This is a genomic window from Streptosporangium sp. NPDC000396 (assembly GCF_042898655.1).
GTDB lineage: Bacteria > Actinomycetota > Actinomycetes > Streptosporangiales > Streptosporangiaceae > Streptosporangium.
Genome location: NZ_JBIAZA010000025.1, coordinates 53,582 through 79,120 on the forward strand (window position 1 = coordinate 53,582; position 25,539 = coordinate 79,120).

General features: G+C 70.4%; 23 protein-coding genes. 13 read left to right on the forward strand and 10 right to left on the reverse strand.

Going from position 1 to position 25,539, the window contains the following annotated elements:
* Positions 1-39: 39 nt before the first annotated feature.
* Positions 40-597, reverse strand: a complete 558-nt coding sequence (locus ACFY2X_RS33410) for a carboxymuconolactone decarboxylase family protein (RefSeq protein ID WP_389946467.1) — start codon at positions 595-597, stop codon at positions 40-42.
* Positions 598-805: 208 nt separating this feature from the next.
* Between ACFY2X_RS33410 and ACFY2X_RS33415 the strand changes: the two genes are divergently transcribed.
* Positions 806-1,966, forward strand: coding sequence for a saccharopine dehydrogenase family protein (locus ACFY2X_RS33415; RefSeq protein WP_389946469.1), 1,161 nt, complete (start codon positions 806-808; stop codon positions 1,964-1,966).
* A gap of 210 nt (positions 1,967-2,176) precedes the next feature.
* Positions 2,177-2,980, forward strand: a complete 804-nt coding sequence (locus ACFY2X_RS33420) for an SAM-dependent methyltransferase (protein WP_389946472.1) — start codon at positions 2,177-2,179, stop codon at positions 2,978-2,980.
* Positions 2,981-3,084: 104 nt separating this feature from the next.
* Here ACFY2X_RS33420 and ACFY2X_RS33425 read toward each other — a convergent pair whose 3' ends face one another.
* From ACFY2X_RS33425 to ACFY2X_RS33440, 4 genes are all read right to left on the reverse strand, one after another.
* Positions 3,085-4,551: an MFS transporter gene (locus ACFY2X_RS33425; protein ID WP_389946475.1), complete on the reverse strand. Its 1,467-nt coding sequence runs from the start codon at positions 4,549-4,551 to the stop codon at positions 3,085-3,087.
* Between the two features lie 408 nt (positions 4,552-4,959).
* A complete protein-coding gene (locus tag ACFY2X_RS33430; RefSeq protein ID WP_389946478.1) occupies positions 4,960-5,508 on the reverse strand; it encodes a hypothetical protein in 549 nt (182 codons plus the stop codon).
* Positions 5,509-5,519: 11 nt separating this feature from the next.
* Entirely contained in the window at positions 5,520-6,503 is a 984-nt protein-coding gene (locus ACFY2X_RS33435; protein ID WP_389946481.1) for an ankyrin repeat domain-containing protein, read from the reverse strand.
* A gap of 33 nt (positions 6,504-6,536) precedes the next feature.
* Positions 6,537-7,208, reverse strand: a complete 672-nt coding sequence (locus ACFY2X_RS33440; RefSeq protein WP_389946484.1) for an endonuclease V — start codon at positions 7,206-7,208, stop codon at positions 6,537-6,539.
* Positions 7,209-7,234: 26 nt separating this feature from the next.
* Here ACFY2X_RS33440 and ACFY2X_RS33445 point away from each other — a divergent pair, with 26 nt between their 5' ends.
* The 3 genes from ACFY2X_RS33445 to ACFY2X_RS33455 all read left to right on the forward strand — a co-directional run bounded on the left by ACFY2X_RS33445 (position 7,235) and on the right by ACFY2X_RS33455 (position 9,641).
* The gene (locus tag ACFY2X_RS33445) at positions 7,235-7,963 is read left to right on the forward strand and encodes an MOSC domain-containing protein (protein WP_389946487.1); all 729 of its coding nucleotides are present in this window, start codon (positions 7,235-7,237) and stop codon (positions 7,961-7,963) included.
* Between the two features lie 74 nt (positions 7,964-8,037).
* A complete protein-coding gene (locus tag ACFY2X_RS33450; RefSeq protein ID WP_389946654.1) occupies positions 8,038-8,331 on the forward strand; it encodes an MTH1187 family thiamine-binding protein in 294 nt (97 codons plus the stop codon).
* A gap of 209 nt (positions 8,332-8,540) precedes the next feature.
* Complete coding sequence (locus ACFY2X_RS33455; RefSeq protein WP_389946490.1) at positions 8,541-9,641, forward strand: MBL fold metallo-hydrolase; 1,101 nt, start codon at positions 8,541-8,543, stop codon at positions 9,639-9,641.
* A gap of 17 nt (positions 9,642-9,658) precedes the next feature.
* On the opposite strand, the gene ACFY2X_RS33460 is transcribed toward ACFY2X_RS33455, so the two are convergent.
* Both ACFY2X_RS33460 and ACFY2X_RS33465 read right to left on the reverse strand, forming a co-directional pair.
* Positions 9,659-10,435, reverse strand: coding sequence for a DNA polymerase beta superfamily protein (locus ACFY2X_RS33460; RefSeq protein ID WP_389946493.1), 777 nt, complete (start codon positions 10,433-10,435; stop codon positions 9,659-9,661).
* Positions 10,432-11,082 (reverse strand): DNA polymerase beta superfamily protein, encoded by a 651-nt coding sequence (locus tag ACFY2X_RS33465; RefSeq protein ID WP_389946496.1) that lies wholly within the window; start codon positions 11,080-11,082, stop codon positions 10,432-10,434. Before ACFY2X_RS33465 ends, ACFY2X_RS33460 begins: the two co-directional genes overlap by 4 nt.
* Before the next feature lie 335 nt (positions 11,083-11,417).
* On the opposite strand from ACFY2X_RS33465, the gene ACFY2X_RS33470 reads away from it, so the two are divergent.
* From ACFY2X_RS33470 to ACFY2X_RS33485, 4 genes are all read left to right on the forward strand, one after another.
* Entirely contained in the window at positions 11,418-13,130 is a 1,713-nt protein-coding gene (locus ACFY2X_RS33470) for a glycosyltransferase family 2 protein (RefSeq protein ID WP_389946500.1), read from the forward strand.
* Positions 13,127-15,142 carry a galactose oxidase-like domain-containing protein gene (locus ACFY2X_RS33475; RefSeq protein ID WP_389946503.1) on the forward strand — a complete coding sequence of 672 codons (2,016 nt, stop codon included), beginning with the start codon at positions 13,127-13,129 and terminating at the stop codon, positions 15,140-15,142. Before ACFY2X_RS33470 ends, ACFY2X_RS33475 begins: the two co-directional genes overlap by 4 nt.
* On the forward strand, positions 15,139-16,110 hold the full coding sequence (locus ACFY2X_RS33480) for a glycoside hydrolase family 6 protein (RefSeq protein ID WP_389946506.1): 972 nt from the start codon (positions 15,139-15,141) through the stop codon (positions 16,108-16,110). Before ACFY2X_RS33475 ends, ACFY2X_RS33480 begins: the two co-directional genes overlap by 4 nt.
* Positions 16,111-16,237: 127 nt before the next feature.
* On the forward strand, positions 16,238-18,193 hold the full coding sequence (locus ACFY2X_RS33485; RefSeq protein WP_389946509.1) for a Xaa-Pro dipeptidyl-peptidase: 1,956 nt from the start codon (positions 16,238-16,240) through the stop codon (positions 18,191-18,193).
* 145 nt (positions 18,194-18,338) lie between these two features.
* Here the strand turns inward: ACFY2X_RS33485 and ACFY2X_RS33490 are convergent, their stop codons facing one another.
* On the reverse strand, positions 18,339-19,613 hold the full coding sequence (locus ACFY2X_RS33490; protein WP_389946512.1) for a serine hydrolase domain-containing protein: 1,275 nt from the start codon (positions 19,611-19,613) through the stop codon (positions 18,339-18,341).
* 225 nt (positions 19,614-19,838) lie between these two features.
* Between ACFY2X_RS33490 and ACFY2X_RS33495 the strand changes: the two genes are divergently transcribed.
* Together ACFY2X_RS33495 and ACFY2X_RS33500 are read left to right on the forward strand one after the other, a co-directional pair.
* Positions 19,839-20,012 (forward strand): hypothetical protein, encoded by a 174-nt coding sequence (locus ACFY2X_RS33495; RefSeq protein WP_389946515.1) that lies wholly within the window; start codon positions 19,839-19,841, stop codon positions 20,010-20,012.
* A 161-nt stretch (positions 20,013-20,173) separates the two neighbouring features.
* Entirely contained in the window at positions 20,174-20,575 is a 402-nt protein-coding gene (locus ACFY2X_RS33500) for a hypothetical protein (RefSeq protein WP_389946518.1), read from the forward strand.
* Between the two features lie 244 nt (positions 20,576-20,819).
* On the opposite strand, the gene ACFY2X_RS33505 is transcribed toward ACFY2X_RS33500, so the two are convergent.
* A complete protein-coding gene (locus ACFY2X_RS33505) occupies positions 20,820-21,236 on the reverse strand; it encodes a DUF2795 domain-containing protein (protein ID WP_389946521.1) in 417 nt (138 codons plus the stop codon).
* Positions 21,237-21,570: 334 nt separating this feature from the next.
* Here ACFY2X_RS33505 and ACFY2X_RS33510 point away from each other — a divergent pair, with 334 nt between their 5' ends.
* A complete protein-coding gene (locus ACFY2X_RS33510; RefSeq protein WP_389946523.1) occupies positions 21,571-22,944 on the forward strand; it encodes an NADP-dependent succinic semialdehyde dehydrogenase in 1,374 nt (457 codons plus the stop codon).
* 117 nt (positions 22,945-23,061) lie between these two features.
* On the opposite strand, the gene glyA is transcribed toward ACFY2X_RS33510, so the two are convergent.
* Positions 23,062-24,369: a serine hydroxymethyltransferase gene (gene glyA / locus ACFY2X_RS33515; RefSeq protein ID WP_389946526.1), complete on the reverse strand. Its 1,308-nt coding sequence runs from the start codon at positions 24,367-24,369 to the stop codon at positions 23,062-23,064.
* 103 nt (positions 24,370-24,472) lie between these two features.
* Between glyA and ACFY2X_RS33520 the strand changes: the two genes are divergently transcribed.
* A complete protein-coding gene (locus tag ACFY2X_RS33520; protein ID WP_389946529.1) occupies positions 24,473-25,522 on the forward strand; it encodes a PucR family transcriptional regulator in 1,050 nt (349 codons plus the stop codon).
* Positions 25,523-25,539 lie beyond the last annotated feature (17 nt).

Sequence of the window (25,539 nt, forward strand, 5' to 3'; positions counted from 1 at the left end):
GCGAAACGGAGGAGAAGGGAAGCCGTTCCGCTCGCGACCTCAGCCGGCGGGCCGGGCCGGAACCAGGCTCAGGTAGCCGTCGGCCACGACGCGGTCGGCGATCGCCGAGTAGGCGCCGGGTTCCTCCGGGGTGAACGCGGCCAGGCCGTCGACGTAGCGGTTGTACATGCAGAGCGCGGCGGCGATGAGCACGGTGTCGTGGATCTCCGCGTCGGTGGCGCCGGCCGCCCGGGCGAACTTGACGTGCTCGGGGGTGACGTCGAGGCCGCCGCGCTGGACGGCCCCGGCGATGTCCAGCAGGGTCTTCATCTTCTCGGAGACGGGGGAGTTGTCGGGATCGTCGGCGACCTGGCGGACCAGATCCATGCCGCCGGGGAGCTGGGCGGCGGCGAAGGCCGCGTGAGAGCGGGTGCAGAAGCCGCAGTCGTTCAGCGACGACACGTAGGCGGCGATCAGCTCGCGCTCCCCTCGGGAGAGTGAATTCTCCCCGCGGAGCAGTATCTCGGTGAGCTCGGACAGGAGATGTCCGGTCGCCGGCCGATAGTGGATCAGCCCGGCGATTCCCGGGACGCCGGCGGGCAGGTCGATGTGCGGCATGGGCCCTCCTGTCGTCTGGCTCACACTTAGAGCTACACGCAGCGTGAGCGACCCCGCCCACCTGGTCAATCCCTTTCCATGACCGGCCAGGGCACGGAGGGCTTTCAGGTTTGGGCGTCATCGGTGCCCGCTCCCGCACCGAGGTGATCAGAACCACATTCGGTTCGTACGGCTTGCATATGGCCCTTCCGGGGAGGAGTCTCAGCCCATGCCTGACGATCGCCCGTACGACATCGTGCTCTTTGGCGCGACCGGGTTCACCGGGGCGCTCACCGCGGACTATCTCGCGCGCAACGCCGGTCCGGACTGCCGCTGGGCCCTGGCCGGCCGGAACCGGGCCAAACTCGAAGCGGTAAGGGAGCGGATCGGCCGTCCCGAGCTGCCCCTGCTCCACGCCGACGCGACGGACCCGGCCTCGCTGGCGCGGATCGCCGGGCAGGCCCGGGTCGTCGCCACCACGGTGGGCCCCTATGTCTCCTACGGCGAGCCGCTCGTGGCGGCCTGCGCCGCCGCGGGCACCCACTACGCCGACATCACCGGTGAGCCGGAGTTCGTCGACCGCATGTTCGCCCAGCACCACGAACGGGCGAGGCAGACCGGGGCGAAGATCGTGCACGCCTGCGGGTTCGACTCCGTTCCGCACGACCTCGGCGCCTACTTCACCGTCAAGCGGCTCCCCGAAGGAGTGCCGCTGGAGGTGAGCGGGTTCGTCCGCGCGAACGGCAGGCCCTCGGGCGGCACCGCGCACTCCGCCCTCATGGCGTTCTCCCGCGCCCGGCAGACCGCCCAGGCCGCGCTCGCCCGGCGCGAGCTCGAAGGACGCCCGGCCGGACGCAGGGCACGCGGCACCGCCGGATCGTTCCGTTACGTGGGAGGCTGGGCACTTCCGCTTCCCTCGATCGACCCGCAGATCGTCGCGCGCTCGGCCCGCGCGCTGGAGCGCTACGGGCCGGACTTCACCTACCGCCACCACATCGCGGTCAGGCGGCTGCCCGAGGCGGTCGGCCTCGTCGCGGGCGTGGGCGCGCTCGCCGCGCTCGCCCAGATCCCCCCGATCCGCTCCTGGATGCTCGGCCGGATCTCACCGGGTGACGGGCCCAGCCCCGAGCGGCGGGCCAGAAGCTGGTTCAAGGTCACCTTCCTCGGAAAGGGCGGCGGTGAGCGTGTCGTCACCGAGGTCGCGGGCGGCGACCCCGGCTATGACGAGACCGCCAAGATGCTCGCCGAGTCGGCGCTCTGCCTCGCCTTCGACGACCTTCCCGAGGTCTCCGGCCAGGTCACCACGGCCGTGGCCATGGGTGACGCGCTGATCGAGCGCCTCAGCCGGGCGGCCATCACCTTCACCGTGGTGAGCGACTCGCGGAAATAGGCGGCCGGATCACCGGGCGCGGCGGGCTTTGCCCACGCCTGCCTGCCCAGCCTCCGAGGTGCACGCGTTCGCCTGCTCTGTGGGGCCCACCAGCGCCGGATCCAGGATCCGCCGTCCGTTCATAGTGATCATAGTGAGAAGACGTATTTCGCGGGTTCTCCACCCAATATGATCATCTGAATCGCCCTGGTATAGCGAGAAAGGACCCCTGTGGTCGACAAGCGGAGCGAGTGGAACGCCGGCATCGACACGACCAGGCCCAGCATCGCCAGGGCCTACGACGTCGTCCTCAACGGCAAGGACAACTTCGAGGTCGACCGCGCCTTCGTCGCCGAGATCGTGAAGGTCGTCCCCGAGATCTACGACGTGGCGGCCTACAACCGGCAGATCCTCGGCCGGGGGGTGCGCTTCCTGTCCGGTCAGGGAATCACCCAGTTCGTCGACCTCGGTTCGGGGCTGCCGACTGTGGAGAACACCCACCAGGTCGCGCAGCGCGCGAACCCGGACTCGCGGGTCGTCTACGTCGACAACGACCCGATGGTGCTGGTCCACGGCCGGGCGCTACTGGCGGAGAACGACCGCACGGCGGTCATCACCTCCGACCTGCGTGACACGACGGCCATCCTCACCGACCCGGCCTTCAAGAACCTCATCGACCTCGGCCGTCCGGTGGGCGTTCTGCTGGTCGGCATCCTGCACCATCTGCACGACGACGAAGACCCCCGGGGGATCGTCGAAGCCTACATGGCGGCGGTCCCGCCGGGCAGTTACCTGTTCATCACCCACTTCTGCGCCTCCACCCAGGAATCGCGCGATGCCGAGCGGAAGTTCCTCGCGCTGCTCGGCACCGGCAGATTCCGGACGCAGGAGGAGATCACCGCCTTCTTCGACGGGTTCGAACTCCTCGAACCGGGCATCGTCCCCCTGCCCCTGTGGCGACCCGACGAACCGGTCTCCGAGAAGCTCACGGTGGGCCAGCAGCTCATGTACGGCGGGATCGCCTACAAGAGCTAGAGCACGATTCGTGACTCCTCCGCTTCCTGAAGGGATTCGCGGCCTGCTTGAGGAGACGTGAGAACGTCCGGCGGGCACGCCCCATGCTTGCCCGCCGTACCGGCTCATCCGGCCATCGCCCGGTCGGTGCGGCGGGCGGCTGCCACGTCGGTGAGGGCCACGGCCAGAGCGGCGAGCACGAAGGCGATGGTGACCAGGAGCGCGTGCCGGAACGCCATGGCGTGGTCACCGTGCGAGGAGGCGACCTCGGTGAAGAACACCGAGCCGACCACCGCGATACCGACGGCGGTGCCGATCCGCTGTCCCGTCTGCAGCACCCCGCCCGCGGTGCCGGCCTGGGCGACCGGCACCTCGGACAGGGTCAGCGTCTGGTTCGGCGAGATCACCAGGCCGCTGCCGAGGCCGGCGACGAGCAGCGGCACCGCGATCGCCGCGGCCACGTGCCGGCCGGGGACCAGGTTCACGGTGAGCTCGGTGGTGGCCAGCCCGGCCACGACCAGCACCAGCCCCAGCGCCACCAGCGGGCGGCCGAACCGGGTGACGATCCGGCCTCCCACCACGGAGGCCGCGGCCGACCCCGCCGCGAACGGAGTGGTCGCCAGCCCCGCCTCCAGGGGCGAGTAGTGCAGCCCGTTCTGCAGGAACAGGGTGAGAACGAAGAAGATCGCGGTGAAACCGGCGAAGTAGAGCGTCGCGAGCAGGGCGCCGAGGGCGTATGAACGCCTGCCGAACAGGGACAGGTCGACGACCGGCTCGCGGCGCCGGCCGTACCAGCGCTCCCAGCCCACGAAGCCGGCGATCACGACGGGGCCGGCGAGCAGCATCAGCCACCTCCCCAGGCCCTGCCACTGCCGCCCCTCGACGAGCGGCAGCAGCACCAGCATGACGCCGGTGGCCAGCAGCAGCACGCCCACGGGGTCCATGCTCTCCCGCGATCGCCTCCCTCCGGCCCGGCGTGGGATGTAGCGATACGCCAGGGCGATGGCCAGGATGCCGAGCGGCACGTTGACGTAGAAGACGAAACGCCACCCGTCCTGCTCGCCGCCGAGACGGATGAGCAGCCCGCCGAGCAACGGGCCGATCGCGGTCGAGATGCCGATGCTGGCGCCCAGCAGCCCGAACGCCCGGCCTCGCTCGGCACCCCGGAAAAGCTGCTGGATCAGACCGCTGACCTGCGGATTGATCACCCCGCCCGCCACTCCCTGGACGAGCCGCGCGACGACCAGCCAGGTCGAAGTCTGGGCGACTCCGGCGGCCGCGCTGGCCAGGGTGAAAAGGGCGACGCCGGAGACGAACGCGTTACGGCGGCCGTGCATGTCGCCGAACCGCCCGGCGGGCACCAGCACCAGCCCGAACGCGAGCGCGTACCCGGACACCACCCACTGCAGGTCGCTCTGCGGGGAGTCCAGTCCGGCACGGATGGAGGGCAGCGCCACGTTGACGATGCTGATGTCAAGGAGCGTCATGAAACCGGAGATCAGGCAGACGAGCAGAGCCTTCCAGCGCCGCGGGTCCGTCCCGTCCTGTTTCTGGGTGGTTGACGTCTGGCCCGGCCGAGCCTCGCCGCTCATCCGATCGGGCGCCGGCGCGGTGCGCCAGCGCGCGCACGCCGTCCCGCCGGGTCGGCCGGGGCGGATGGAACCGGCGCGGCTCCGGCGGCGGCGCCCGCGCTCCCGCGCGCACGGCTTCGTCGCGTGCCGTGCGAGTTTCCGGGCAACGTGAGCAATCGGCTGGGGAGCATGGCGACCGCCTTGTCCTTGACGTCCCGCGAAGACCTTCCGCGGTTCAGCAGCACACGCCTGACTTTTCGGGATATCCCAATCTTACGAGGGTCCGGCGGATGATCGGCGGTCGCGAGGGCGGAGCCCGAGCCGCGGGGCTGCCCGGAGACGCACCCGGCACGCCGGTCACCGCCTTCGTGGTGACGACCGGTCACCGATGAGGCCCGGGTCTCCCGGAACGGCCTTGCCCGCGGAACCTCACCGCGGAGTGTGCTGCCAGTAGGGGTCGCGGTAGAGCACGATGGTGGGCCCGCGGAGCAGTTCGTCCGGGGCGGAGACCAGAACGAGCTCGCCGGTGGCCTCAAGGCTGCGGAGAACGTCGCGGACACGGGGGCCGACGGGCAGGCGGCCGACCGGGAGGCCGAGGGTGTCGCGAACCGTGTCGGCCACCTGGGAGAGCCGGAACGGCTGGGTGAACGGGGCGATCACCTGGCGGACGAGGTCAACGGTGATCATGGTCTCGGCTTCGGCGCAGGCGAGCTCCCAGACGAGCTGCACGTTGCGCCTGCCGGTCCCGGCACAGGACGTGCATTCCTGGGAGAAGCCCGGCACGACCTCCTCGGTGGTGGCGCCCAGGCACGCGGTGCACCGGTCGATCTCGGCCGCGTGCAGCTCCGCGGCCGTCCGATCCTCCAGGTGTGTGCCGCACAGGCACAGGTAGGTCCGGAACCCACCGTTGATCAGGGCGATATCGTCGGCGTCGTCGGGGATCTCCTCCCACAACGCGGTGATCATGTGCTTTTCCATGGTTTGCGACTCTACCCACCTTGGCCGTCGCGTCGCGGATCGATCGGGACCAACCTCATCGGGCTGCTCCACAGCCATTCCTCGGTGACGTAGGTGGCCGTCAGCAACGTCATCAGGGCCAGGGTGCGCTCCACGGAGGTGGAGGGGTGCGCGCCGCAGTCGCCGAACCGGCACATCCACAGCTCGAAGAGGCTGTCGTCGCTGAGCTGATCGTGAACCGAGGGCCGGGCGACGCTGACGCCGTCGCGCCAGATGTCGACCGAGGAGCCGGCGAACGGGAACGCGCCCGCCAGGACTCCGCCTCCGGTCGTGACCTGCCGGGCGACATGATCGTGGACGGGCAGGGCGCCCCCCGTCTGGAGGAGGGCGACTCCGCCTCCGGGAGGGCTGGCGACCCGCAGGACCTCGGTGGGGGAGTCCTGTTCCGCCTGCCATAACGCCCCGGCCCGTACCGGCGGGCAGAGCTCCGGCACGGCCCCGAGACGGCGGACGACCTCGTCCTCGGTCACGCCGCCGACGAAGGCGACGCAGAAGTCCTCGTTGTAGTCCTCGTAGGAGAACATCATCTCGTCGACGGTGTCCTGGAACTCGCGGAGCCGCGGGCTGATGCGCGGGGCCCCCGGGAGGTGGGCGAACAGGTCCGCGAGGTCGGTGAAGAGCGCCTGGAGGCCGGGGGAGCGCCCGGCGATGCACGGTCGCCAGGGGTCGGCGCCCGCGGCCAGCAGCAGCCGGACGGCGTCGTCCTGGCCGTACCGCACGGCCTCCCAGAGCGGGGTGGCCCCGTCGTCGTCGACCGCGTCCACCTTCGCCCCGGAGGCCAGCAGCAGTTCGATCACCCGGACCGCGCCTTCCTGGGCGGCCTGATGCAGAGGCGTCGAACGCAACCAGGAAAGCCGTTGGCCGGGGTCGAACCCGCCCGCCAGCCGTTCTCTGATCTCCGTCAGGTTCGTGTCGCGCCAGGCGCCGATGGTATCGACCCACTCGTCGTCGCTCACAGTTATCCCATCTTTTGTGCTGACAGGATCAAATCAGTCGAAGGTGACATTTTCGACAAGCGTTTTTCGCGACAGCCGATCGGAGACGCGGGTGGTCTCCGGAAGGCGGTAGTTCGGCGTCAGGGCGAGCACGTTGCTGCAGGCCGTGTCGAGGTCGACGCGGTGGCCGACGGAGACGAAGACCGGTTTGACCCCGTTCCTGGTGCGAAGCACGCGGCCGACGACGTCACCGTCCAGGGTCAGGTCGGTCCAGGAGCCTCGCTCGGGGGCCGGGTCGGGGTAGGAGCCGACGAAGGGGGTCTTGCCGACGCCGATCGTGGGCAGGCCGGTCAGCACGCCCAGGTGGCAGGCGAGGCCGAAGCGGCGGGGGTGGGCCAGGCCGTACCCGTCGCAGACGATCAGGTCGGGGGTGACGGTCAGGCGGTCCAGCGCCTGAAGGAGGGTGGGCAGCTCCCGGAAGGCCAGCAGGCCGGGGACGTAGTCGAAGGCCACCCGGCCGCTCACGGCCACCTGCTCGACGACCTCCAGCGTGGTCCCGTCCAGTACGGCCACCGCCGCCGCCAGCCGTTCCCCGTCGTAGGCCACGTCCACTCCCGCGACCCTGGCGGGCCGCAGGGGCCCCGGGCCCGTCAGGTCGAGCAGCGGGCGGAGTTCGTCCTGGATCGCCTCGGCTTCCGCGATGGTGCGGGGGATTCGTGCCTTCATATACGTATGATCGCTATTTTTAGTGCATGACAAGACATCGGGGAATTGTGCGGCAACTCCTGAGATGGCCGGTGAAGTCGCTGCGGGGTGAGGAACTCCTGGAGGCCCGCTTCGACGAGCGGGGGATGGCGGGGGACCGCGCCTACTCGCTGATCGACGAGAGGGACAACCACGCGGGCAAGAGGCTGACCGTGCGGCAGCGCGCCGAGATGCTCCACTGGAGCAGCGCCTACAGGGGCGATGACGGGACGCCGACGCTGACGGCCCCGGACGGGACCGTCTGGGAGTGGCGCGATCCCGGCCTGGTGGACGCGCTGGCGAAGTCGCTGGGAACACCGCTGAGCCTGCGCGCGGCCGACGGGCAACAGGACCGGGGACCGACCGTTCTGGTCACCTTCGAGGCCTCCCTGGCGGCGCTGGAGGCCGAACTCGGCGCGTCGGTCGATCTGCGCAGGTTCAGGCCCAACCTCCACCTCGAACTCGACGCGCCCGCGTTCGCCGAGGAGAGCTGGGGGCCCGGCACCACGATCACCGTGGGCGAGGTGGAGTTCTCGGTGGCCGGGAAGAACGCGGGACCCTGCATCCGGTGCGCCGTGCCCAGCTGGGACCCGGACGGGCGCGAGCGCTGGCCCGAACTGCAGAAGTGGCTGATCCAGGAACACGAGAACAAGTTCGGTGTGATCATGCGGGCGACCAGGCCCGGCGCCGTCCGGCGGGGAGACCGGGCGGACGTCGGCTGGGTGGAGGGCTCTTGACCGCCGGTTGGAGGGCTCCTGGCCGAGGGAGAATCCACTGCCGAGCAGATCTGACGGAAGGATGAGACATGTCGGTGCTCGTAGCGTTCAGCGTGACTCCGATCGGAGCCGGGGAGGACGTCGGCGAACTCGTCGCCGAGGCCGTGCGGGTGGTCCGCGCGTCGGGACTGCCGAATCGGACCGACGCCATGTTCACCACGGTCGAGGGGGAGACCTGGGAGGAGGTCATGGGCGTGGTGAAGGACGCGGTAGCGGCGGTCGAGGCGCGGTGCGGTCGGGTCAGCCTCGTGCTGAAGGCCGACATCCGGGCCGGGCAGGAGGGCCGCATGGACGCCAAGGTGGCCACCATCGAGCGGCATCTGGGGTAGGGATGGCGAGGAACGCCCAGAATGCCTGAGGCGTCGGGACCCGCGAGCGGGAACACCGGTGACCGCGGCATCCGGGGTGGGAACGGGGGGGACCCCCGGGTGACATCCGGGACGCCCGAGGCGCGGCGGGAACACCGGTGGCCCTTGATCAGTTGCGTGTATGGGTTGGACTTTCGGGAGAGTGGTGCCGGATGGCGGGAAAAGGATCGGTGGGACGCCTCGTCGCGGGCGGGCTGGCGCTGGCCGCGGTCGGCTGGGCGGTGCGGGAGATCCCCGCCGAGCTGGGCGGCCGGGCCTCGGGGGAGCGGCTTGCGCGGATGACGCGCTCGCCGCGTTTTCGTGACGGTGTCTTCCACAACCCCGTGCCCGGCTCCTACACCCCACCGGTGGGCAGCCTTCCGGAGCTGCTCCAAGAGCTGATCTTCAACCGTGACGGCCGCAGACCGGCCGGGCCGGTCCCGCTGGTGACCTCCCCGTCGACCCCGCCGTCCGAGACCGGGCTGAGCGTCGTCTGGTACGGCCACGCCACCACCCTGGTGGAGATCGAGGGGCGGCGCGTCCTGTTCGACCCCGTGTGGAGCGAGCGCGTGTCGCCCTCGCGGCTGGTCGGCCCGCGGCGGCTGCACCCGCTGCCGGTCGCGCTGGCGGACCTCCCGGCGCTCGACGCGATCGTGATCTCCCACGACCACTACGACCACCTCGACCGGGCGACGGTACGAACGCTCACATCCGTCCAGAACGCCCCTTTCCTGGTTCCGCTGGGCATCGGCGCCCACCTGGAGCGCTGGGGCGTGCCCCCCTCGCGGATCGTCGAGCTCGACTGGGAGGAGGAGGCGAACGTCGCGGGGCTGCGGTTCGTCGCCACCGCCGCCCGGCACTTCTCCGGGCGCGCCCTCACCCGCAACACCACGCTCTGGGGCTCGTGGGTGGTCGCCGGGCAGTCCAAGCGGGTCTTCTACGCGGGAGACTCCGGCTACTTCGACGGTTACTCCGGCATCGGCGCCGCGCACGGCCCGTTCGACCTCACGCTGATGCCGATCGGCGCCTACAGCCCCGCCTGGCCCGACGTCCACATGGATCCCGAGGAGGCGGTCAACGCCCACCTCGATCTGGGCGGCAGGCTGTTGCTCCCCGTGCACTGGGCGACCTTCACCCTGGCCCTCCACCCGTGGGCCGAGCCCGTCGACCGGCTGTGGCGCGAGTCCAAGGCCCGCGACGTCCGGCTCGCGATCCCGCGTCCGGGCGATCGCGTCGACGTCGGCGACGTGCCGCTGGTGGACCCCTGGTGGGAGCTCTTCAAGGGCGCGTGAGGAGCTCCCGGCGGGTGTCAGGACGGCGCGACCCGGACCGCGAGGCGGGTGCGGACGACGAGGTCGTGCAGGACGTCGGCCGAGGCGGGGGCGTCGGGGAGACGGGAGGCGCCCTTGGCCTCCTCCAGCTCCGCGGTCAGGCGGGCGACGTCGTGCGCCAGCCGTACCGGGTCGGAGAGGCCGGTGGGCGGCGGGGCGTGCTCGGCGGAGCGCTTGGCGGCCATCAGGTCGGGGAGGTACGGCGGGGCACCGGCGGTCAGGGCGGTGAGCCGGCCGAGGTCGGCGACCAGGGTGCCGGTGCGCATCAGGTGGATGCCGGTGAGCAGCACCCGGAAGGTGTAGAGCAGGGGCTTGAGCTCGCCGGAGCGCTCGAACAGGCGCCACTGGGAGCGGGCGAAGCCCAGGTAGTGGTTGGCGTGGTGGCGGGTGAGGCAGCCGGGCGCGGCGGCGATCATCTCCTGGTGGATCGGCGAGGTGGCCACCACCAGCGGGGAGAGCAGCTGCTCCAGCACGTAGCCGTTGCGGCGCAGCAGCAGGCCGCAGAACTTGGCCAGGTCGTGGGTGACCAGGTCCACCTCGACGCCGTTCCGCTCCCAGGAACGGGTGATGGTCTCCTGGCCGGTGCGCAGGCCGACGACCTCCTCCAGGGGCAGGATGTGCGCGCCACGCAGGTCGACGTCGGAGTCCACCGAGGGGAAGCCGTACAGATGCGCGCCGCTGACCGTCACGAAGGCCGGGGAGTGCGGCTGCTCGGCGGGGACCTCGGCCAGCCAGGGGGGCAGGGTGGCGGTCAAAGGGCTGCCTTTCTCGTGTTCACCAGGTAGTTCTCGACGCGCTGCCGGTCCGGTTCGCCGGGCAGCGCGCTCGTGCCGTCGAAGCTCGCGACCAGTTCCTCGCGCCATCGCCGGACCTCGGTCCAGGGGACCTCGCCTCGCCGTACGGCGAGCAGCCGGTCGCGGTGGGCGTCCATCCGGACCAGCGGTTCGCCGTGACGGATCAGGTGCAGGCCGCTGAGCAGCAACCGGATCATGTGCATGGCCTGCTTCCACCGGGGACGCCCGGGGTCCAGCCGGCGGAACTGGGCGTCGGCGTATCCGACGAAGGTCTGGTGGGCGCGCTCGGACAGGAAGGCGTCCCGGATCGCGATCAGTTCCTCACCGGCCGGGGTGGCGTGCTCGACGATCGGCGACCACAGGCACTCCAGGACCGTCGGGTTGGCCTGGAGCGCGAGGGCGCAGAATCGCTCGACCTCCCAGGAGAACTGTTCGGGCAGCGGCCCCTCGACGTGCGTGGGCGGCTTGGCCAGCCGCCAGAACAGCGGGGTCGGCGCCACGTAGACGCCGCGCCGGTCCACGTCGGAGTCCTCGGTGTCCAGCCCGTAGGCCCGCGAGCCGACCACGACCGACAGCACCAGGCGATCCGGGACGAACTGTGCTTCCATCCGCCCTACCTTGCCAGCCCGGCGCCCGTCCCGGACACGGGTTTTCCCCGCCCTGGGGGTCCTTCGCGAAGACGGCGAGGGCGGCGTGCGCCCCCATCCGGGGTTTCCGAGAGGTCGCAGGATCCGCCGGTTACCGGTGAGGGCGGTGGTGTTGTGGTGTGTTCTTTCGTCTGTCGAGATAGGTGAGATTTGAGGCACCTGTCGGGAATATGATGTGTGCCTGTTTGGCGATCTTGGCTGGGCTCGACTGTGTCTTTGCGCGGGGCGGCCGATGCCGACTCGTTTGGGGGGATAGTGCTGGTCTTCGTCGTGCGTTCAGTGGGGCTGTCCAACCGGTGAAACCGTCGGCCGACCTTGAGAGCATCGTCCTCTACGACTACGAGCGGTTCAGCCAGCTCGCCGGACCCGTCACCGAGCCGGAGCCGGGCCGGCCGTACCGGGTCCAGTACCGGTCCATGCTGGCCAGCGAGCCGCACCGGGTGCGGGCGGTGCTGCTGATGATCTCCGCGCTCGTCGTGGAGTTCACCATGATGGGCTGGCTGCTCCTGCCCGAGCACTGGACGGTGCGTCCCGACCCCTACGGCACGCTCCCGTGGTACCTGCCGGTCGCCGACAAGATCATGCTCGTGGCGATCGCCCTGATCGAGATGTTCCGCCTGGTCAACGTGGTCTCCAACGTGCACGCCATGCTGGCCGCCAGGGACCCGGTCCCGGTCCCGCCCGAGCCCGGCAGCCGGGTGGCCTTCATCACCACCTGCGTGCCCGGCAAAGAACCGCTGGAGATGGTCCGGGCGACCCTGTCGGCCGCCCTGGAGATCCGCCATGACGGCGTGCTCGACGTGTGGCTGCTGGACGAGGGCGACGATCCCGAGATCCGCGAGCTGTGCGACTGGCTGGGCGCGCACCACTTCACCCGCAAGGGCGTGCCCGAATGGAACCGGCCCAAGGGCCCCTTCCGGGCGAAGACCAAACACGGCAACTACAACAGCTGGCTGGCCGCGCACGGCGACGACTACGACTTCTTCGTCTCCGTCGACACCGACCACGTGCCGCTGCCCGAGTTCTGCGAGCGCATGCTCGGATACTTCCGCGACCCCCGGGTGGCCTTCGTGGTCGGCCCCCAGGTCTACGGCAACTACACCGCCGAGGTCACCAAGGCCGCCGAGAGCCAGCAGTTCCTGTTCCACTCCCTGATCCAGCGCGCCGGGAACCGGTACGGGGCGCCGATGTTCGTCGGCACCAACAACGCCGTGCGGATTCGGGCGATCAAGCAGGTCGGCGGCCTGTACGACTCGATCACCGAGGACATGGCCACCGGCATCGAGATCCATCGCTCCCGGGACCCGGAGACCGGGCAGCGCTGGATGTCGGTCTACACCCCGGACGTGCTCGCCGTGGGGGAGGGGCCGTCGTCGTGGACCGACTTCTTCAGCCAGCAGCTGCGCTGGAGCCGGGGCACCTACGAGACGCTGCTCAAGCAGTTCTGGCGGGCGGCGTTCCGCCTGTCTCCCGGGCGGCTGTTCAACTACACCCTGATGGTGACCTTCTACCCGATGTCCGCCCTCAACTGGCTGCTGGCCGGGCTGAGCGCGACCCTCTTCATGGCGGTGGGCGGCTCCGGCGTGACCGTGCCCATGGACGTGTGGCTGATGCTGTACGGCGACGCCGCGCTGCTGCAGGTCATGCTCTACACCTGGAACCGGCGGCACAACGTCAGCCCGCACGAGCCGGAGGGCTCCTCGGGGGTGGCCGGGATGGTCATGTCGGCCCTGTCGGCCCCCATCTACGTGGCGTCGCTGGCCGGGGCCGTGCTGCGGCTGCCGAGCAGGTTCGTGGTCACCCCCAAGGGTGATTCGGCCAGCCCCGACCGGCTCGCCACCTTCCGCATCCATCTGTGGTGGGCCGTCGTCTTCGGCGGAGGACTGCTGCTCACCCTGTTCTGGACCGGTCATGTGCACCTGGTCATGACCCTCTGGGCGATCCTCGCCCTCGTGATCTGCCTGGGCCCTCTGGTGACCTGGGCATGGACCAGCAGAGGTGACCGTTGAGCCGCCTGCGGAAGAATTTGATCGTCGCCGGGGTGGTGACCGCGATCGTCGGGGTCAACCTGCCCGCGGTCGCCGGGTTCGCCGCGAAGAAGTGGCACGACTACCAGATCAACCGGGACGACTACAAGGCGCGCTACGGCCACTGGAGCTTCCTGGACGTCCCCGACGAGTTCAAGGTCAACGCCATCCACGCGGCGCTGCTGCGAACCGGCAAGGTGCTCATCGTGGCGGGCTCCGGCAACAACGCCGCCAACTTCGCGAAAGGCACCTTCAAGACCCTGCTCTGGGATCCGGCCAAGCCGGGGCAGCCCGGCGAGTTCAAGCTGGTCGACACGCCCGTCGACTTCTTCTGCGCCGGTCACGTGCAGCTGCCCGACGGCAACCTCCTCATCGCCGGTGGCACGCTCCGCTTCGAGGTGCTCAAAAGCAAGGTCAAGCGGGCCGGTGGGGCCTTGGTGGTGAAGAACGAGAGCCCGCACATCAGGCGGGACCTGCACCCCGGCACCCTCCTCGCAGCCCCTAACGGGCAGCTCTACCGCACCACCGCGCACGTCACGGTGCTTCCCGCCAAGAAGGTCGAGACCGGTGTGCGGGGCAAGGCCGTGGTCACCCCCAGCGAGACCAAGGTCTTCGCCGAATCCGTGGTGGAGGGCGCGCAAGGCCTGTTCACCTCGCCCGGCGGCTTCGTCAAATACGAGATCCAAGGGCTGGTCGGCCGGGAGAAGCGGAACCTGTACGCCATGGGCGGGAGCATGACGCTCGACAAGCAGGACTTCCAGGGCATCAAGGACGCCTACGAGTTCGACCCCGTCGCCGAGCGTTACGTCAAGGTCCAGGACATGTCCGAGGGACGCTGGTACCCGACGATGACCGCCCTGCCCGACGGCAGGGTCATGGCGGTCTCAGGCCTGGACACCGTGGGACAGGTCACCAGGGACAACGAGATCTACAACCCTCGGACCAAGACCTGGCAGCCCGGGCCGAAGCGCTTCTTCCCCACGTATCCGGCGCTGTTCCTGCTGGACAACGACACCCTCTTCTTCTCCGGGATGAACGCCGGGTACGGTCCGGGCCAGCTCGCACTGCGTCCCCCCGGCATCTGGGACTACCGCCACGACACCGATCACCTGGTGAAGACCAAGGGCGCCGTCAGCGGCGTGGCGCCGGACGAGATGGAGGCCTTCACGCCGGTCACCGGGCTGCCCGAGCCGGAGCTCAACGAGACCGGCGCCTCGGTGCTGCTGCCTCCCGCGCAGGACCAGCGGGTCATGGTGATGGGCGGCGGCCCGGTCGGGGAGCGCCAGCCGGGTCAGAAGAACGCCACCGATCGGACCGCCATCATCGATCTCAAGCAGAACGAGCCCCGCTACGTCCGCGGCCCGAACCTCTCCGATCCCGTGCGCTACCCGTCGGCGGTGCTGCTGCCCGACGACACCGTGTTCTCCTTCAACGGGTCCGGTGACTACCGCGGCCGGGGCGCCAGCGACGTCCTCCGGGCGGAGGTCTACCGCCCGGGAAGCAACAGCTTCCACGAGGCCGCGGCGCCCGCGGTGGGCCGCAACTACCACGCCGAGGGCCTGTTGCTGCCGGACGGCCGCGTCCTCAGCATGGGATCCGATCCGCTCTTCGCCGACGAGGCGGGATCGATCCCCGGCTCGTTCGACCAGCGGGTCGAGATCTACACCCCGCCCTACCTGCACAACGGCGAGAAGGCACCGGTGTTCACCGACGGACGGCAGGTGGTTCGCCTGGGACGCCGGGCCGGGTTCAAGACTCCCGACGCCGGACGTATCAAGGAGGTCCGGCTGATGCGGCCGAGCGCGGTCACCCACGTCACGGACGTGGAGCAGCGCTCCGTCAAGCTGGACTTCACCCGGGTGCCGACCGGAATCATCGTGACGATCCCATCCAACCCAGCTCTTGTACCGCCCGGCTGGTACATGATGTTCGGAGTGACCGCGAAGGGCACCCCGTCCCACGCCCGCTGGGTCCAGGTTCAAGGAGATCGATGAACAGGTACGGCCGGGCCGCCGCCGCGCTGGCGTTCGCCCTCCTGTCGGCGGCCTGCGCGGAGGATCCCGGCCCGGTGAGCCTCGCGCAGACGCGGTTCTACGTGGACCCCGACGGCGCCGCGGCCGGGGAGGTCCGCAGGCTGGAGGGAGAGGGGAAGGCCGAGGAGGCGGCGCTGATCCGGAAGATCTCCGACCGGCCGAACGCGATCTGGATCGGCGACGAGGACCCGCAGGGCAGGGTCGACGACATCACCGCGAAGGCGCAGGAGAAGGGCCAGGTGCCGGTCCTGGTGGCCTATCACATCCCCGATCGCGACTGCGGCAGGTTCTCGGCGGGCGGCGCCGCGAGCGCCGACGAGTATCGCGACTGGATCGGCCGCTTCGCCGAAGGCATCGGCGACCGGCCCGCCTGGGTCGTCGTCGAGCCCGACGCGCTGGCCCACATCCTGGACAGCTGCACCCAGGGGGGCAGGGCCGCCGAGCGTCTCGACCTCCTCCGAGGAGCGGTGCGGACGCTGAAGGAGCGGCCCAACACCCGGGTCTACCTCGACGCCGGAAACGCCGGGTGGATCACCGACGCCGGCAGCTGGATCGAGCCGATGCGGCAGGCAGGGGTGACCGAGGCGGACGGCTTCGCCTTCAACGTCAGCAACTTCTTCAGCACCGAGGAGAGCACCGCCGCGGCCCGGCGCCTGTCGGACGGGCTCGGCGGCGTGCACTACGTGATCGACACCTCGCGCAACGGCAACGGCCCGCTGCGCGAAGGGGAGGGCGACGACTCGTGGTGCAACCCGAAGGGCCGGGCACTCGGCGTGGAGCCGACGACCAGGACCGGCCATGAGCGGGTGGACGCCTACCTGTGGGTCAAACGCCCCGGGGAGTCCGACGGCGACTGCCACAGGGGAGAGCCCCGGCCGGGTGACTGGTTTCACGCCTACGCCCTGGAGCTCGCCCGCAACGCGGGCTAGGCGAGACCTACGGGGGCGGTCCCGGGCCGATCGAATTCGTTACCTCCTGGATCTTGCATGTCAAGATTGCTTCGAAGGAGATTGACGGAGTCGTCAGATTTCCATCGATCCCCCGGAGCCCCCCTCGATGCACAGATGGAAGACAGTCCTCATCGCCCTGGCGGTGGCCGTACCCTCCGGCGCCCTGCCTGCCGCGGCCGCGCAACCCGTGACCGCTCCGATCGAGAACGACGAGACCCAGCCGGTCTACTCCCGCGCCGACGCCCTGACCCAGACCGTGTTCGTCGAGGTCGCCGGTGTCGACAGCGACCGCGACGGCCTGCCTGACCGGGTCGCCGTCGACATCATGCGGCCCAAGGAGACCGCCACGGGGCTGAAGGTGCCCGTCATCATGGAGGCCAGCCCCTACTACGCGGGCGGCAACGACGTGCCCAACCACGTCGTGGACCTCGACGGCTCCGACCCGGCGGGCATGGAATACCGGCGCAACAAGTTCAACGACCTGCGCGATGAGATGTTCGGCCTCGACGAGAGCTCGGTCAGGGCCCGCGCGGCCGCGACGATCTTCCGCGGCTACTACGACAACTACTTCGTCCCGCGCGGTTACGCGATCGCGCTGGTGGAGAACCTCGGCTCCGGCCGCGCGACCGGCTGCCCGACGACCGGCCTGGACAACGAGACCGCCGGTCCCAAGGCGGCGATCGACTGGCTCAACGGCAGGGCCCGCGGGTTCGACGAGTCCGGAAACGAGATCAAGGCCGACTGGTCCACCGGGAACGTCGGCATGATCGGCGTCTCCTACAACGGCACCCTGCCCAACGCCGTCGCCGCGACCGGCGTCAAGGGGCTCAAGACGATCGTGCCGATCGCCGCCATCTCCTCCTGGTACGACTACTACCGGGCCAACGGCGGCGTGCTCGCCCCCGGCGGCTACCAGGGCGAGGACGCCGACGTGCTCGCCCGCTACGTCCTGACCCGCCAGAACGCCGAGCAGGCCTGCGGTGCGCTCATGGACCAGATCGAGCGAGATCAGGACCGCGTCACCGGTGACTACTCCGCCTTCTGGGACCAGCGCAACTACCTCAACGACGTGCGCAAGGTCCGTGCCAGCGTGTTCCTGGTGCACGGTCTCAACGACTGGAACGTCAAGACCAAGCAGGCCGTCCAGTGGTGGAACGCCCTCGCCCGCCAGGGCGTGCCGCGCAAGATCTGGCTGCACCAGGGCGCGCACTTCAACCCCTTCTCCTACGCCCGCCGCAACGCCGAGTGGCTGCGCCAGCTTCACCACTGGTTCGACTTCTACCTGTACGGCCTGCGCAACGGAATCATGGACGAGCCGCAGGCGGACGTGGAGTCGGGCCCGGGCCAGTGGGCCCAGCACGCCTCGTGGCCGCTGCCCGGCACCCGTGACGTACGGCTGAGCCTGGCCGCCGGGACGGGCGGGCAGAACGGCACGCTGAGCCGGGAACGCTCACACGGCCACGCCACGGAGTCCTTCGTCGATCAGAGCACCCGTACCGCCGAGCAGCTCGCCGAGAACGTCACGGCCACCGACCCCAACCGGCTGGCCTACCTGTCGCCGGTCCTGGCCAAGGACGCCCGGCTCTCCGGCACCCCGGACGTCTCGATCAGGGCGGCGTTCTCCGGCGGGCGCTCGCCGTACCTGACGGCCCTGCTGGTCGACTACGGCACCGACACCCGCGCCTACGGCCAGGTCGTCTACGGCGACACCCCTGTCTGCTACGGCCAGGGCGTGCCGGGTGACACCGGCTGCGCCCGTCTCGCCGAGCACGTCACGGTGACCGCCCCCTACAAGATCATCACCAGGGGCTGGCTCGACGTCCGCAACCGTCACTCCGCCTCCCGGACCGACCTGCTCCGCGAGGGCCGGTTCTACGACTTCGACTTCGATCTCCAGCCCAGCGACTACGTCGTCAAGGCCGGTCACCGGATCGGCGTCGTGCTCATCTCCACCGACCACGACTTCACCCTCCGCCTGCCCGCCGGGACCAACGTGTCGGTCGAGCCCGGTGGCAGCTCCGTCAGGCTGCCCCTCGTCGGAGGCCGCTCCGCCCTGGACTAGGAGCCTGGCCGTGGACCCGCTTCCCGCCGCGTGGCGGGAAGCGGGTGTGAGAACCCGGCTCCGGGAGTCGGAGCGGCGGGGCCGGGGTGGCGTCGTGGGCGGTCACGGCGCCACTCGGCATCGCCTGCCGTGCCCCGAGGGCGCGTCAGAAGTACTTGGAGGTGAGGTCGGTCGTCGGCCACGAGGTCACCGCGCCCGCCGCCTGGCCGAGGAGCGGGTCGATCGAGTCGAAGTCGGGCGACCCCTCCTCCTCGCGGCGGTTGAACACGGCGCAGTAGGAGACGCCGTTGCTCAGCCGGGCGAGGAAGCTGAACGTGCCGGGCATCGACCCGTTGTGCCAGGTGTTGATGCCGCTGCCCGCCGTCCGGACCCACCAGCCGCCGCCGTACCAGGACCCGTTCTCGTTGACGCCGATCTCCGGCTTGGCGAACATCTTGGCGATCGAGGTCGAGTTGAGGACGGGGCCGGCGGCGTCGAAGACCATGGCGAACTTCACCAGGTCGACCGCCGAGGCCAGCCAGCCGCCGTTGGCGTCCTGGTTGGGCATGTTGAAGCCGCCGTAGGGGTAGGGCACGACGGTGCCGGAGCCGTCCAGCACGGTCTTGTTGGTGTACTTCGAGGTGTAGTTCACCTCGCCCGTCGAGGACTCCGAGCGAAGGCTGCGGCCGAGCCGCATCCGGGTGACGCCGACGGGCGCCAGGAGCCTCTGCTTGACGTAGGACTCGTAGGTCATGCCGGAGACCTTCTCGATGATCCGGCCGAGCAGCATGTAGCCGTAGTTGCTGTAGGCCATCTTGGTGCCGGGGTCGAAGTCGAGGGGGCGCCCGGTGGCGTAGCGGATGATGTCGGCGTGGCCGATCGGCAGCGGCGTGTCGAGGGCGGCGGAGATCGTGTGGTCCAGCCAGAGCTGGTCCTTGGAGACGCCTCGGTCCCAGCCGCCGAGGTGCTGCATGAGGCGCAGCACGGTCACCTGGGCGAGCCGGGGGTCGGCCTCGGCCGAGAGTCCGAGAAGAGTGGTGACCGGGGCGGTCAGGCTGAGCTTGCCGTCCTGGACCAGACGCATGATCGCGGTCGCCGTGATGTGCTTGCTCAGACTCGCGACGCGGAACAGCGAGGTGGGCCCCACAGGTGCGAAGAACCGCCGGTCCGGGCTGATGTAGCGCGAGTACGTGCCGTACCCGCGGGCCAGCAGGATCTTTCCCTTCCGGGCGACCGCGAGCTGCGCGCAGCCGATCTGGCGCTCGGTGATGTACTTCTTCATCGTGTTGTCGAAGCTCACCAGCTCCGGGGGGACGACCCCGGAGGTGAGCAGTTCGGCGGACGCCCGCGCGGGAGCCGCGCCCAGGGCGAGCGCGGGGACGACCCCGGCGCTCGCCTGCAGGAGACGGCGGCGGGTAAGACCGGTCGTGCTGTTTGTCACTGCTATCCCTCAAGTCACATGCGTATCAGAAAGATCCGTATTTTACGGACATTCCGTCCACGTGTTTCTTGATTGCGTGGAATTCACCCGCACGCCGGGCCCCGGCCACCCTCGGATCGGGCCCGTCACGGCGAGGCGCACGTCCCTTGAGGGAGAACCCTGACTTGTCCCTGACATCCGTTCGCGGACCTGCCGCCGGGCCTGACCGGGGCATACCGTGGACGCATGGGACGAATTCTGCTGATCGTGGCGGCCGTGGTGCTCGCCTTCTTCCTGCTCGGCTCGCTCATGGGCGTTCTCTTCGGCCTGATCAAGTGGGCTCTGATCATCGGCCTGGTCGCCGTGGTGGTCATGTTCGCGGCGAAGCTGTTCCGCTCCTCCGGCAGGGTGCGAGACTGACCCTCCGCCTACGGGTTCCGGCCTGCCCGCCCGGCCGCCGCGCGGCGTCACGAGGACGGGACGGCCCGTCCTCCGGTGATCACGAGGGAAAACTCGCAGCGCCGCCGGGCCGGGAGCGACCCGGTGACCGGCCGCCGGCGGCGCTCCACTACGGTGCGGCCATGCCCAACCAGCGCACCGGCCCCGGAGGAGAGGCCCCCGACAGCCGTCTGGCCTCCGTCCTCCGCTTCGCCACCGAACTCGTCGCCTGGGTCGCGACGCCCTGGGCCCTCTGGTCCGTCTCCGTTCCCGTGGCCCTGCTGTCGGTCGTGATCCTCATCGGCCTGCCGACCGTGTTCACCACCCCCGGTGACAAGGCCCACGGGATGGTCCCCGTGCCGGGCCCGGTGACCGTCGCCCTGGTCCTCATGCAGCTCGCCGCCGCCGTGATCTCCTCCTGGGCGGCCTGGTACACCGCGATCGCGCTCGCGGTGAGCGTGCTTGCGGTGGCCTGCGTCGTCGCCGAGATCCCGCGCTGGCGCTGGCTGGCCCATGCGAAAGGCCCCGTTCGGGGCCGATTCTGACCCGGCGCGAAGGCCTGCCTGGGTCTGCTCGGGTCTGCCCGCGAGTCGGTCACGAGATCTGCCCGCGAGTCGGTCACGAGATCTGCCCGCGAGTCCGGCGCGAAGGCCTGCCCGGAGTCTCCGGCGGAGGTGAGGAGCCGTCAGGACCCGGGCAGGCCCGGCCGGGCCCCGCGGCGGCGAACTCGTCGCCGTGTCACGGGGCGCGGTCTGCGGTGGCGGTGGGCGCCACCGGATGTGAGAGGCCCTACCAGCGGCGGCGCTCCGCCCCGAGCCCGAGGGCCCTCGCCACCTCGCCGACGTTGTGGAACTCTCCGTCGGGCAGGTCGCGCAGGCTCTCGACGAGCTCGTCGGGAGCCAGCCTCGTCTCGGCGTGCTCCATCAGATCGTCGCGATCCGCCGGCCACTGGGCGTCACTCAGCCACTTGGCGAGGGCGCTGCGGCGTTCGACGTCGACGGGGGTGATTCCCTCGGGGGTGCCGGGCTCGTGTCCGGGCGGATGCCTCCTGGGGGACAGCTCCTCCGCGGGGTCCCGTATACCCTCGGGGTCCGCCCATTCCTCGGCGTGGGTGGAGCCGCCGCTCCGCACGACACCCTGGGTCTCGTGCTTCTGGTACTCATCGACGCGCGGGCCGTGCTTGGCGCTGCCGCGTTCGGCACTCATGGCCTTACCTCCGGAGTAGGGAAATCACTGACAGCCGTACCCATTTCGGCATTCCCAAACATCTGTCACTGTCTTTCCTGATTTCCCCTATAGAAGCCACTATCTGTACGTCTATCCGTTTTCCATCCTTGCGCCCGTTTTTTGCGGAGCGGAGCGGATACTGATGGGAAGGGGGACAGGACGTGATCTCCCTGTTCGCGCCGCGTGCGGACGGCGCCGCGGCAGGGCGGCACGTCCGTGCCGACACCTGCCGCGCCGCCGGTCCGTCCCCGTCCGACGGCTCTCAAATCCGACTGTTCCGTCGCCCGAGGCGACGGCCGTCGAGGAGGTACCGATGGCGATCGCGACGATCAACCCGGCCACGGGTGAGACTCTGAAGACCTTCGAACCGCTGAGTGAGCATGATCTGAACCAGAGGCTCGCACTCGCCGCCGCCGAATTCGAGACCTACCGGACCACTGACTTCAAGCAGCGGGCGGCCTGGATGCAGAGCGCCGCCGCCCTGCTCGACGCCGAGCAGGAGGAGGTGGCCCGGCTGGTCACCACCGAGATGGGCAAGCCGCTGGCCGCCTCCCGGAGCGAAGCGGCCAAGTGCGCGCGGGCGATGCGGTACTACGCCGACCACGCTGAGGAGTTCCTGGCCGACGAGCCCGCGGACGCGCCCGCCGTCGGTGCGCGGCGGGCGTACGCGCGCTACCAGCCGCTCGGGCCGGTGCTCGCGGTGATGCCGTGGAACTTCCCCCTCTGGCAGGTGATCAGATTCGCCGCGCCGGCGCTGATGGCCGGCAACGTGGGGCTGCTCAAGCACGCGTCGAACGTTCCCCAGACCGCCCTCTACCTGGACGAGCTGTTCGCCCGGGCGGGTTTCCCCCGGGGCTGCTTCCAGACCCTGCTGATCGGATCCGGCCAGGTCGAGGCGGTGCTGCGGGACCGCCGGGTGGTGGCGGCCACCCTGACCGGTTCCGAGCCGGCCGGCCGATCGGTCGCGTCGATCGCGGGGAGCGAGGTCAAGAAGACCGTTCTGGAGCTGGGCGGGTCGGACGCCTACATCGTGATGCCGTCCGCCGATCTCGACGACGCCGTCACCACCGGGGTCACCGCCCGGGTGCAGAACAACGGCCAGTCCTGCATCGCGGCCAAGCGGTTCATCGTGCACTCCGACGTGTACCAGGACTTCGCCGTCCGGTTCGTGGCGCTGATGGAGGCGCTGCGGGTGGGAGACCCGATGGACGAGTCGACCGACGTGGGGCCGCTCGCCACCCGGCAGGGGCGCGACGACGTGGAGAAGATGGTGGCCGACGCCGCGGGACGCGGCGCGCGGGTGCTGTGCGGGGGAGCGTGCCCGGATCGGCCCGGCTGGTTCTACGAGCCGACCGTGATCACTGACATCACCCCGGAGATGAGGATCTTCAAGGAGGAGGTCTTCGGCCCGGTGGCCTCGCTGTACCGGGTCGGTGACATCGACGAGGCGCTCGCGCTGGCCAACGTCACCGACTTCGGGCTCGGCTCCAACGCCTGGACCACCGACGAGACCGAACAGGAGCGCTTCGCCAACGAGTTGGAGGCCGGCTCGGTCTTCGTCAACGGCATGGTCACCTCGTATCCGCAGCTGCCGTTCGGCGGTGTCAAGCACTCCGGATACGGCAGGGAGCTGTCGGCGCACGGCATCCGCGAGTTCTGCAACCTCAAGACCGTCTGGGTCGGATAGAGGCCGCGCCGCCGTACCGCGTCATCGGCGATGCGCGCAGATCCCGGCCGGAAAGGTGTTACGGACCGGCCCGCCAGGGGGGCGAGCCCCCAGGGGGTCAAGCGGGCCGGTCCGGGCTCATGATATGGACCGCCGCAGGGCGACCGTGTCCTGGAGGACCTTGACCGGGTCCTGGCCGTCGATCAGCAGGCGGCGCATCAGCGCCGCGACCTCGCGCATGCTCTCCGGGCCGAAGCCGCGGCGAGTCACCTCCTGGGTGCCGATCCGCAGGCCGCGCATGGGCTCGCCCGGGGCCTGGTCGGGCAGGCCGATGCCGCTGAGGTAGACGCCGCCCTCGGCCAGCAGCCGGGCCGCCTCGTCTCCGCCGCCGAACGCGGCGGCGTCGACCGCCACGTGGTGGGAGACGGTCCAGCCCAGGTGGGCGGCCGCCACGGTGAAGCCCTCGCCGTCCAGCGCCGCGGCCAGCGCCTTGGCGTTGGCGATGCAGCGGTCGGCGTAGACGGGACCCCCGGCGGCGTGTTCGGCGGCGGCCACGGCCAGCGGGGCCAGCCGGGAGGCGTCGTAGTTCGCGAGGAGACCCGGGTAGGCGGCCGCGGACACCTGGCGTGCGAGATCCTCGTCGCGGGTCACGATGGCCGCGCCGGGCGGGCCGCCGAAGGACTTGTAGGTGGACATGGTCACCAGGTGCGCGCCCTCGTCCAGCGGACGCTGGAACCGGCCGCCCGCGATCAGCCCCGCCACGTGCGAGGCGTCGTAGATCAGGATCGCGCCCACCTCGTCGCACGCCGCGCGGACCCGCGCGACGTCGTGGGGGAACAGCATCAGGCTCGCCCCGACCACCACCAGCGCCGGCCGCCGCTCGCGCAGGAACGGCGCCAGCGCGTCGTAGTCGATGGCGAACCGCTCGGCATCGTAGGGCAGATCGACCACGCGCAGGCCCCGGACCCCGGCCGCGCCCTGGGCGTGGTGGCTGGCATGGCCGCCGGCGGCCTCCGGCAGCACCGCGATCGTGTCGCCCGGCCGGGCGAACGCGGTGTAACAGGCGAGGTTCGCCATCGTCGCGCTCTGCAGCCTGACCTCGGCGAACTCGCCGCCCATCAGCGCCGCGACCTGGAGCGGGGCGAGCACCTCCAGCACGTCCAGCTCGTCCAGGCCGGTCTGGAACTTCTCTCCCGGCCAGCCCATGGACGGGCGGCTGCCCAGCGAGACGTCGTGGGCCGCGCGGGCCTGCTCGCTCATCGTGTTGGTGCCCGCGTAAAGTACGACGCCGTCCTCGTCGAGCCGGCCCCGATGCTCGGCGAGCACCGCGTCGACCAGCCGGGTGACCTCGGGCAGGCCGAGCCCGCTCAGCTCGGACTCCAGCTCCGCCAGGCGCCGCTGCGCCCGGGGCGGTGCCCAGGGGGCGACTCGGCTGGACTCTTCCACGGTGGTTCCTTTCGGGAGGAGATGGATGCGACGGTACGGCTCACGCCGGAAACATTCATCGTTCCGCCAGTGGAGATTCTTCCTACATCTGTAGAATTTGCCGATGATCGCGGATGAGGTTCAGACTCTCCTCGACTCCTTGGCCGTGGCCGTCGGGAGAGGCGTGGCCGTGGACGACCCCGAGGGCCGGGTCATCGCGCACAGCGCCCATCACGGTGAGGTCGACCAGGTCCGGGCCCAGGCCATCCTGTCCCGATCGGTCCCGGCCGAGGTCGAGGCCTGGCAGGAGTCCCACGGGGTGGCCACGGCCCGAGAGCCGGTCAGGATTCCCGCCAATCCCGCACTGGGCATGGCGGCCAGGCTCTGCGTGCCGCTGCTCCACCGGGACAGGCGCGTCGGCTCTCTCTGGGTCATCGAGGGCGACGGCCCGCTGAGCCCCCAGGAACTGGTGAGAACCGCGCGGGACGCGACGCTCGTGGCGGCTCTCCTCGACGACGGAGGCAGCTCCCACACCCTTCGCCGTCTTCTCCGCGAGGAGATCACCGTACGGCGGGCGGCCGCCGTGCTCGGCGAGGGGCCGCTGCGCGTCCTGGCCCTGCGGGGCGGCTCGGGGAACCTGCGTGAGGCGATCGACGAGGAACTCGCCCGGCTGCGCCGCCCTCCGGCCTTCGCGATCGTCGACCGGCATGCCGTACTGCTGCTGAACGGGGGCGAGGACGCGCGGGCGCTGGGAGAGCTGCTGGCTGCCAGGACCCGGGGCGGGGCGGGGGTCAGCGCGGTCCATCCCGGGCTGGAGTCGGCCGGGCAGGCGCACAGGGAGGCGGTCGCCGCGGCCAGAGCGGCGGCGGCCGAACCGGCGCTCGGTCCGGTCGCCTGCTGGCCGGAGCTGGGCGTCTACCGGCTGCTCGCCGAGCCCACGGCCATCCCCTTCGGTGCGCTGCGTGAGCATCCGACGCTCCTCGCCACACTGGAGGCCTACCTGGACGCCGGGGGGGACGCGCAAGACACCGCCCGCCTGCTCCACCTGCACCGCACCAGCCTCTACTACCGCCTGACCAGGATCGAGGAGCTCACCGGGCGGAGCCTGAAGGATGGAGCCCACAGGTTAGAACTCCACCTCGCGGTGAAGCTCACCCGCTGGAACGCGGTATAGGTGCGGATAATCCGGGC

Coding starts and splice junctions, on each gene's coding strand:
- ACFY2X_RS33410 (WP_389946467.1), bottom strand. CDS start 597: ATGCCGCACATCGACCTGCCCGCCGGCGTCCCGGGAATCGCCGGGCTG.
- ACFY2X_RS33505 (WP_389946521.1), bottom strand. CDS start 21,236: ATGAGTGCCGAACGCGGCAGCGCCAAGCACGGCCCGCGCGTCGATGAG.
- ACFY2X_RS33510 (WP_389946523.1), top strand. CDS start 21,571: ATGGCGATCGCGACGATCAACCCGGCCACGGGTGAGACTCTGAAGACC.
- ACFY2X_RS33440 (WP_389946484.1), bottom strand. CDS start 7,208: ATGAAGGCACGAATCCCCCGCACCATCGCGGAAGCCGAGGCGATCCAG.
- ACFY2X_RS33415 (WP_389946469.1), top strand. CDS start 806: ATGCCTGACGATCGCCCGTACGACATCGTGCTCTTTGGCGCGACCGGG.
- ACFY2X_RS33465 (WP_389946496.1), bottom strand. CDS start 11,082: ATGGAAGCACAGTTCGTCCCGGATCGCCTGGTGCTGTCGGTCGTGGTC.
- ACFY2X_RS33425 (WP_389946475.1), bottom strand. CDS start 4,551: ATGAGCGGCGAGGCTCGGCCGGGCCAGACGTCAACCACCCAGAAACAG.
- ACFY2X_RS33485 (WP_389946509.1), top strand. CDS start 16,238: ATGCACAGATGGAAGACAGTCCTCATCGCCCTGGCGGTGGCCGTACCC.
- ACFY2X_RS33480 (WP_389946506.1), top strand. CDS start 15,139: ATGAACAGGTACGGCCGGGCCGCCGCCGCGCTGGCGTTCGCCCTCCTG.
- ACFY2X_RS33500 (WP_389946518.1), top strand. CDS start 20,174: ATGCCCAACCAGCGCACCGGCCCCGGAGGAGAGGCCCCCGACAGCCGT.
- ACFY2X_RS33520 (WP_389946529.1), top strand. CDS start 24,473: ATGATCGCGGATGAGGTTCAGACTCTCCTCGACTCCTTGGCCGTGGCC.
- ACFY2X_RS33495 (WP_389946515.1), top strand. CDS start 19,839: ATGGGACGAATTCTGCTGATCGTGGCGGCCGTGGTGCTCGCCTTCTTC.
- ACFY2X_RS33430 (WP_389946478.1), bottom strand. CDS start 5,508: ATGGAAAAGCACATGATCACCGCGTTGTGGGAGGAGATCCCCGACGAC.
- ACFY2X_RS33445 (WP_389946487.1), top strand. CDS start 7,235: ATGACAAGACATCGGGGAATTGTGCGGCAACTCCTGAGATGGCCGGTG.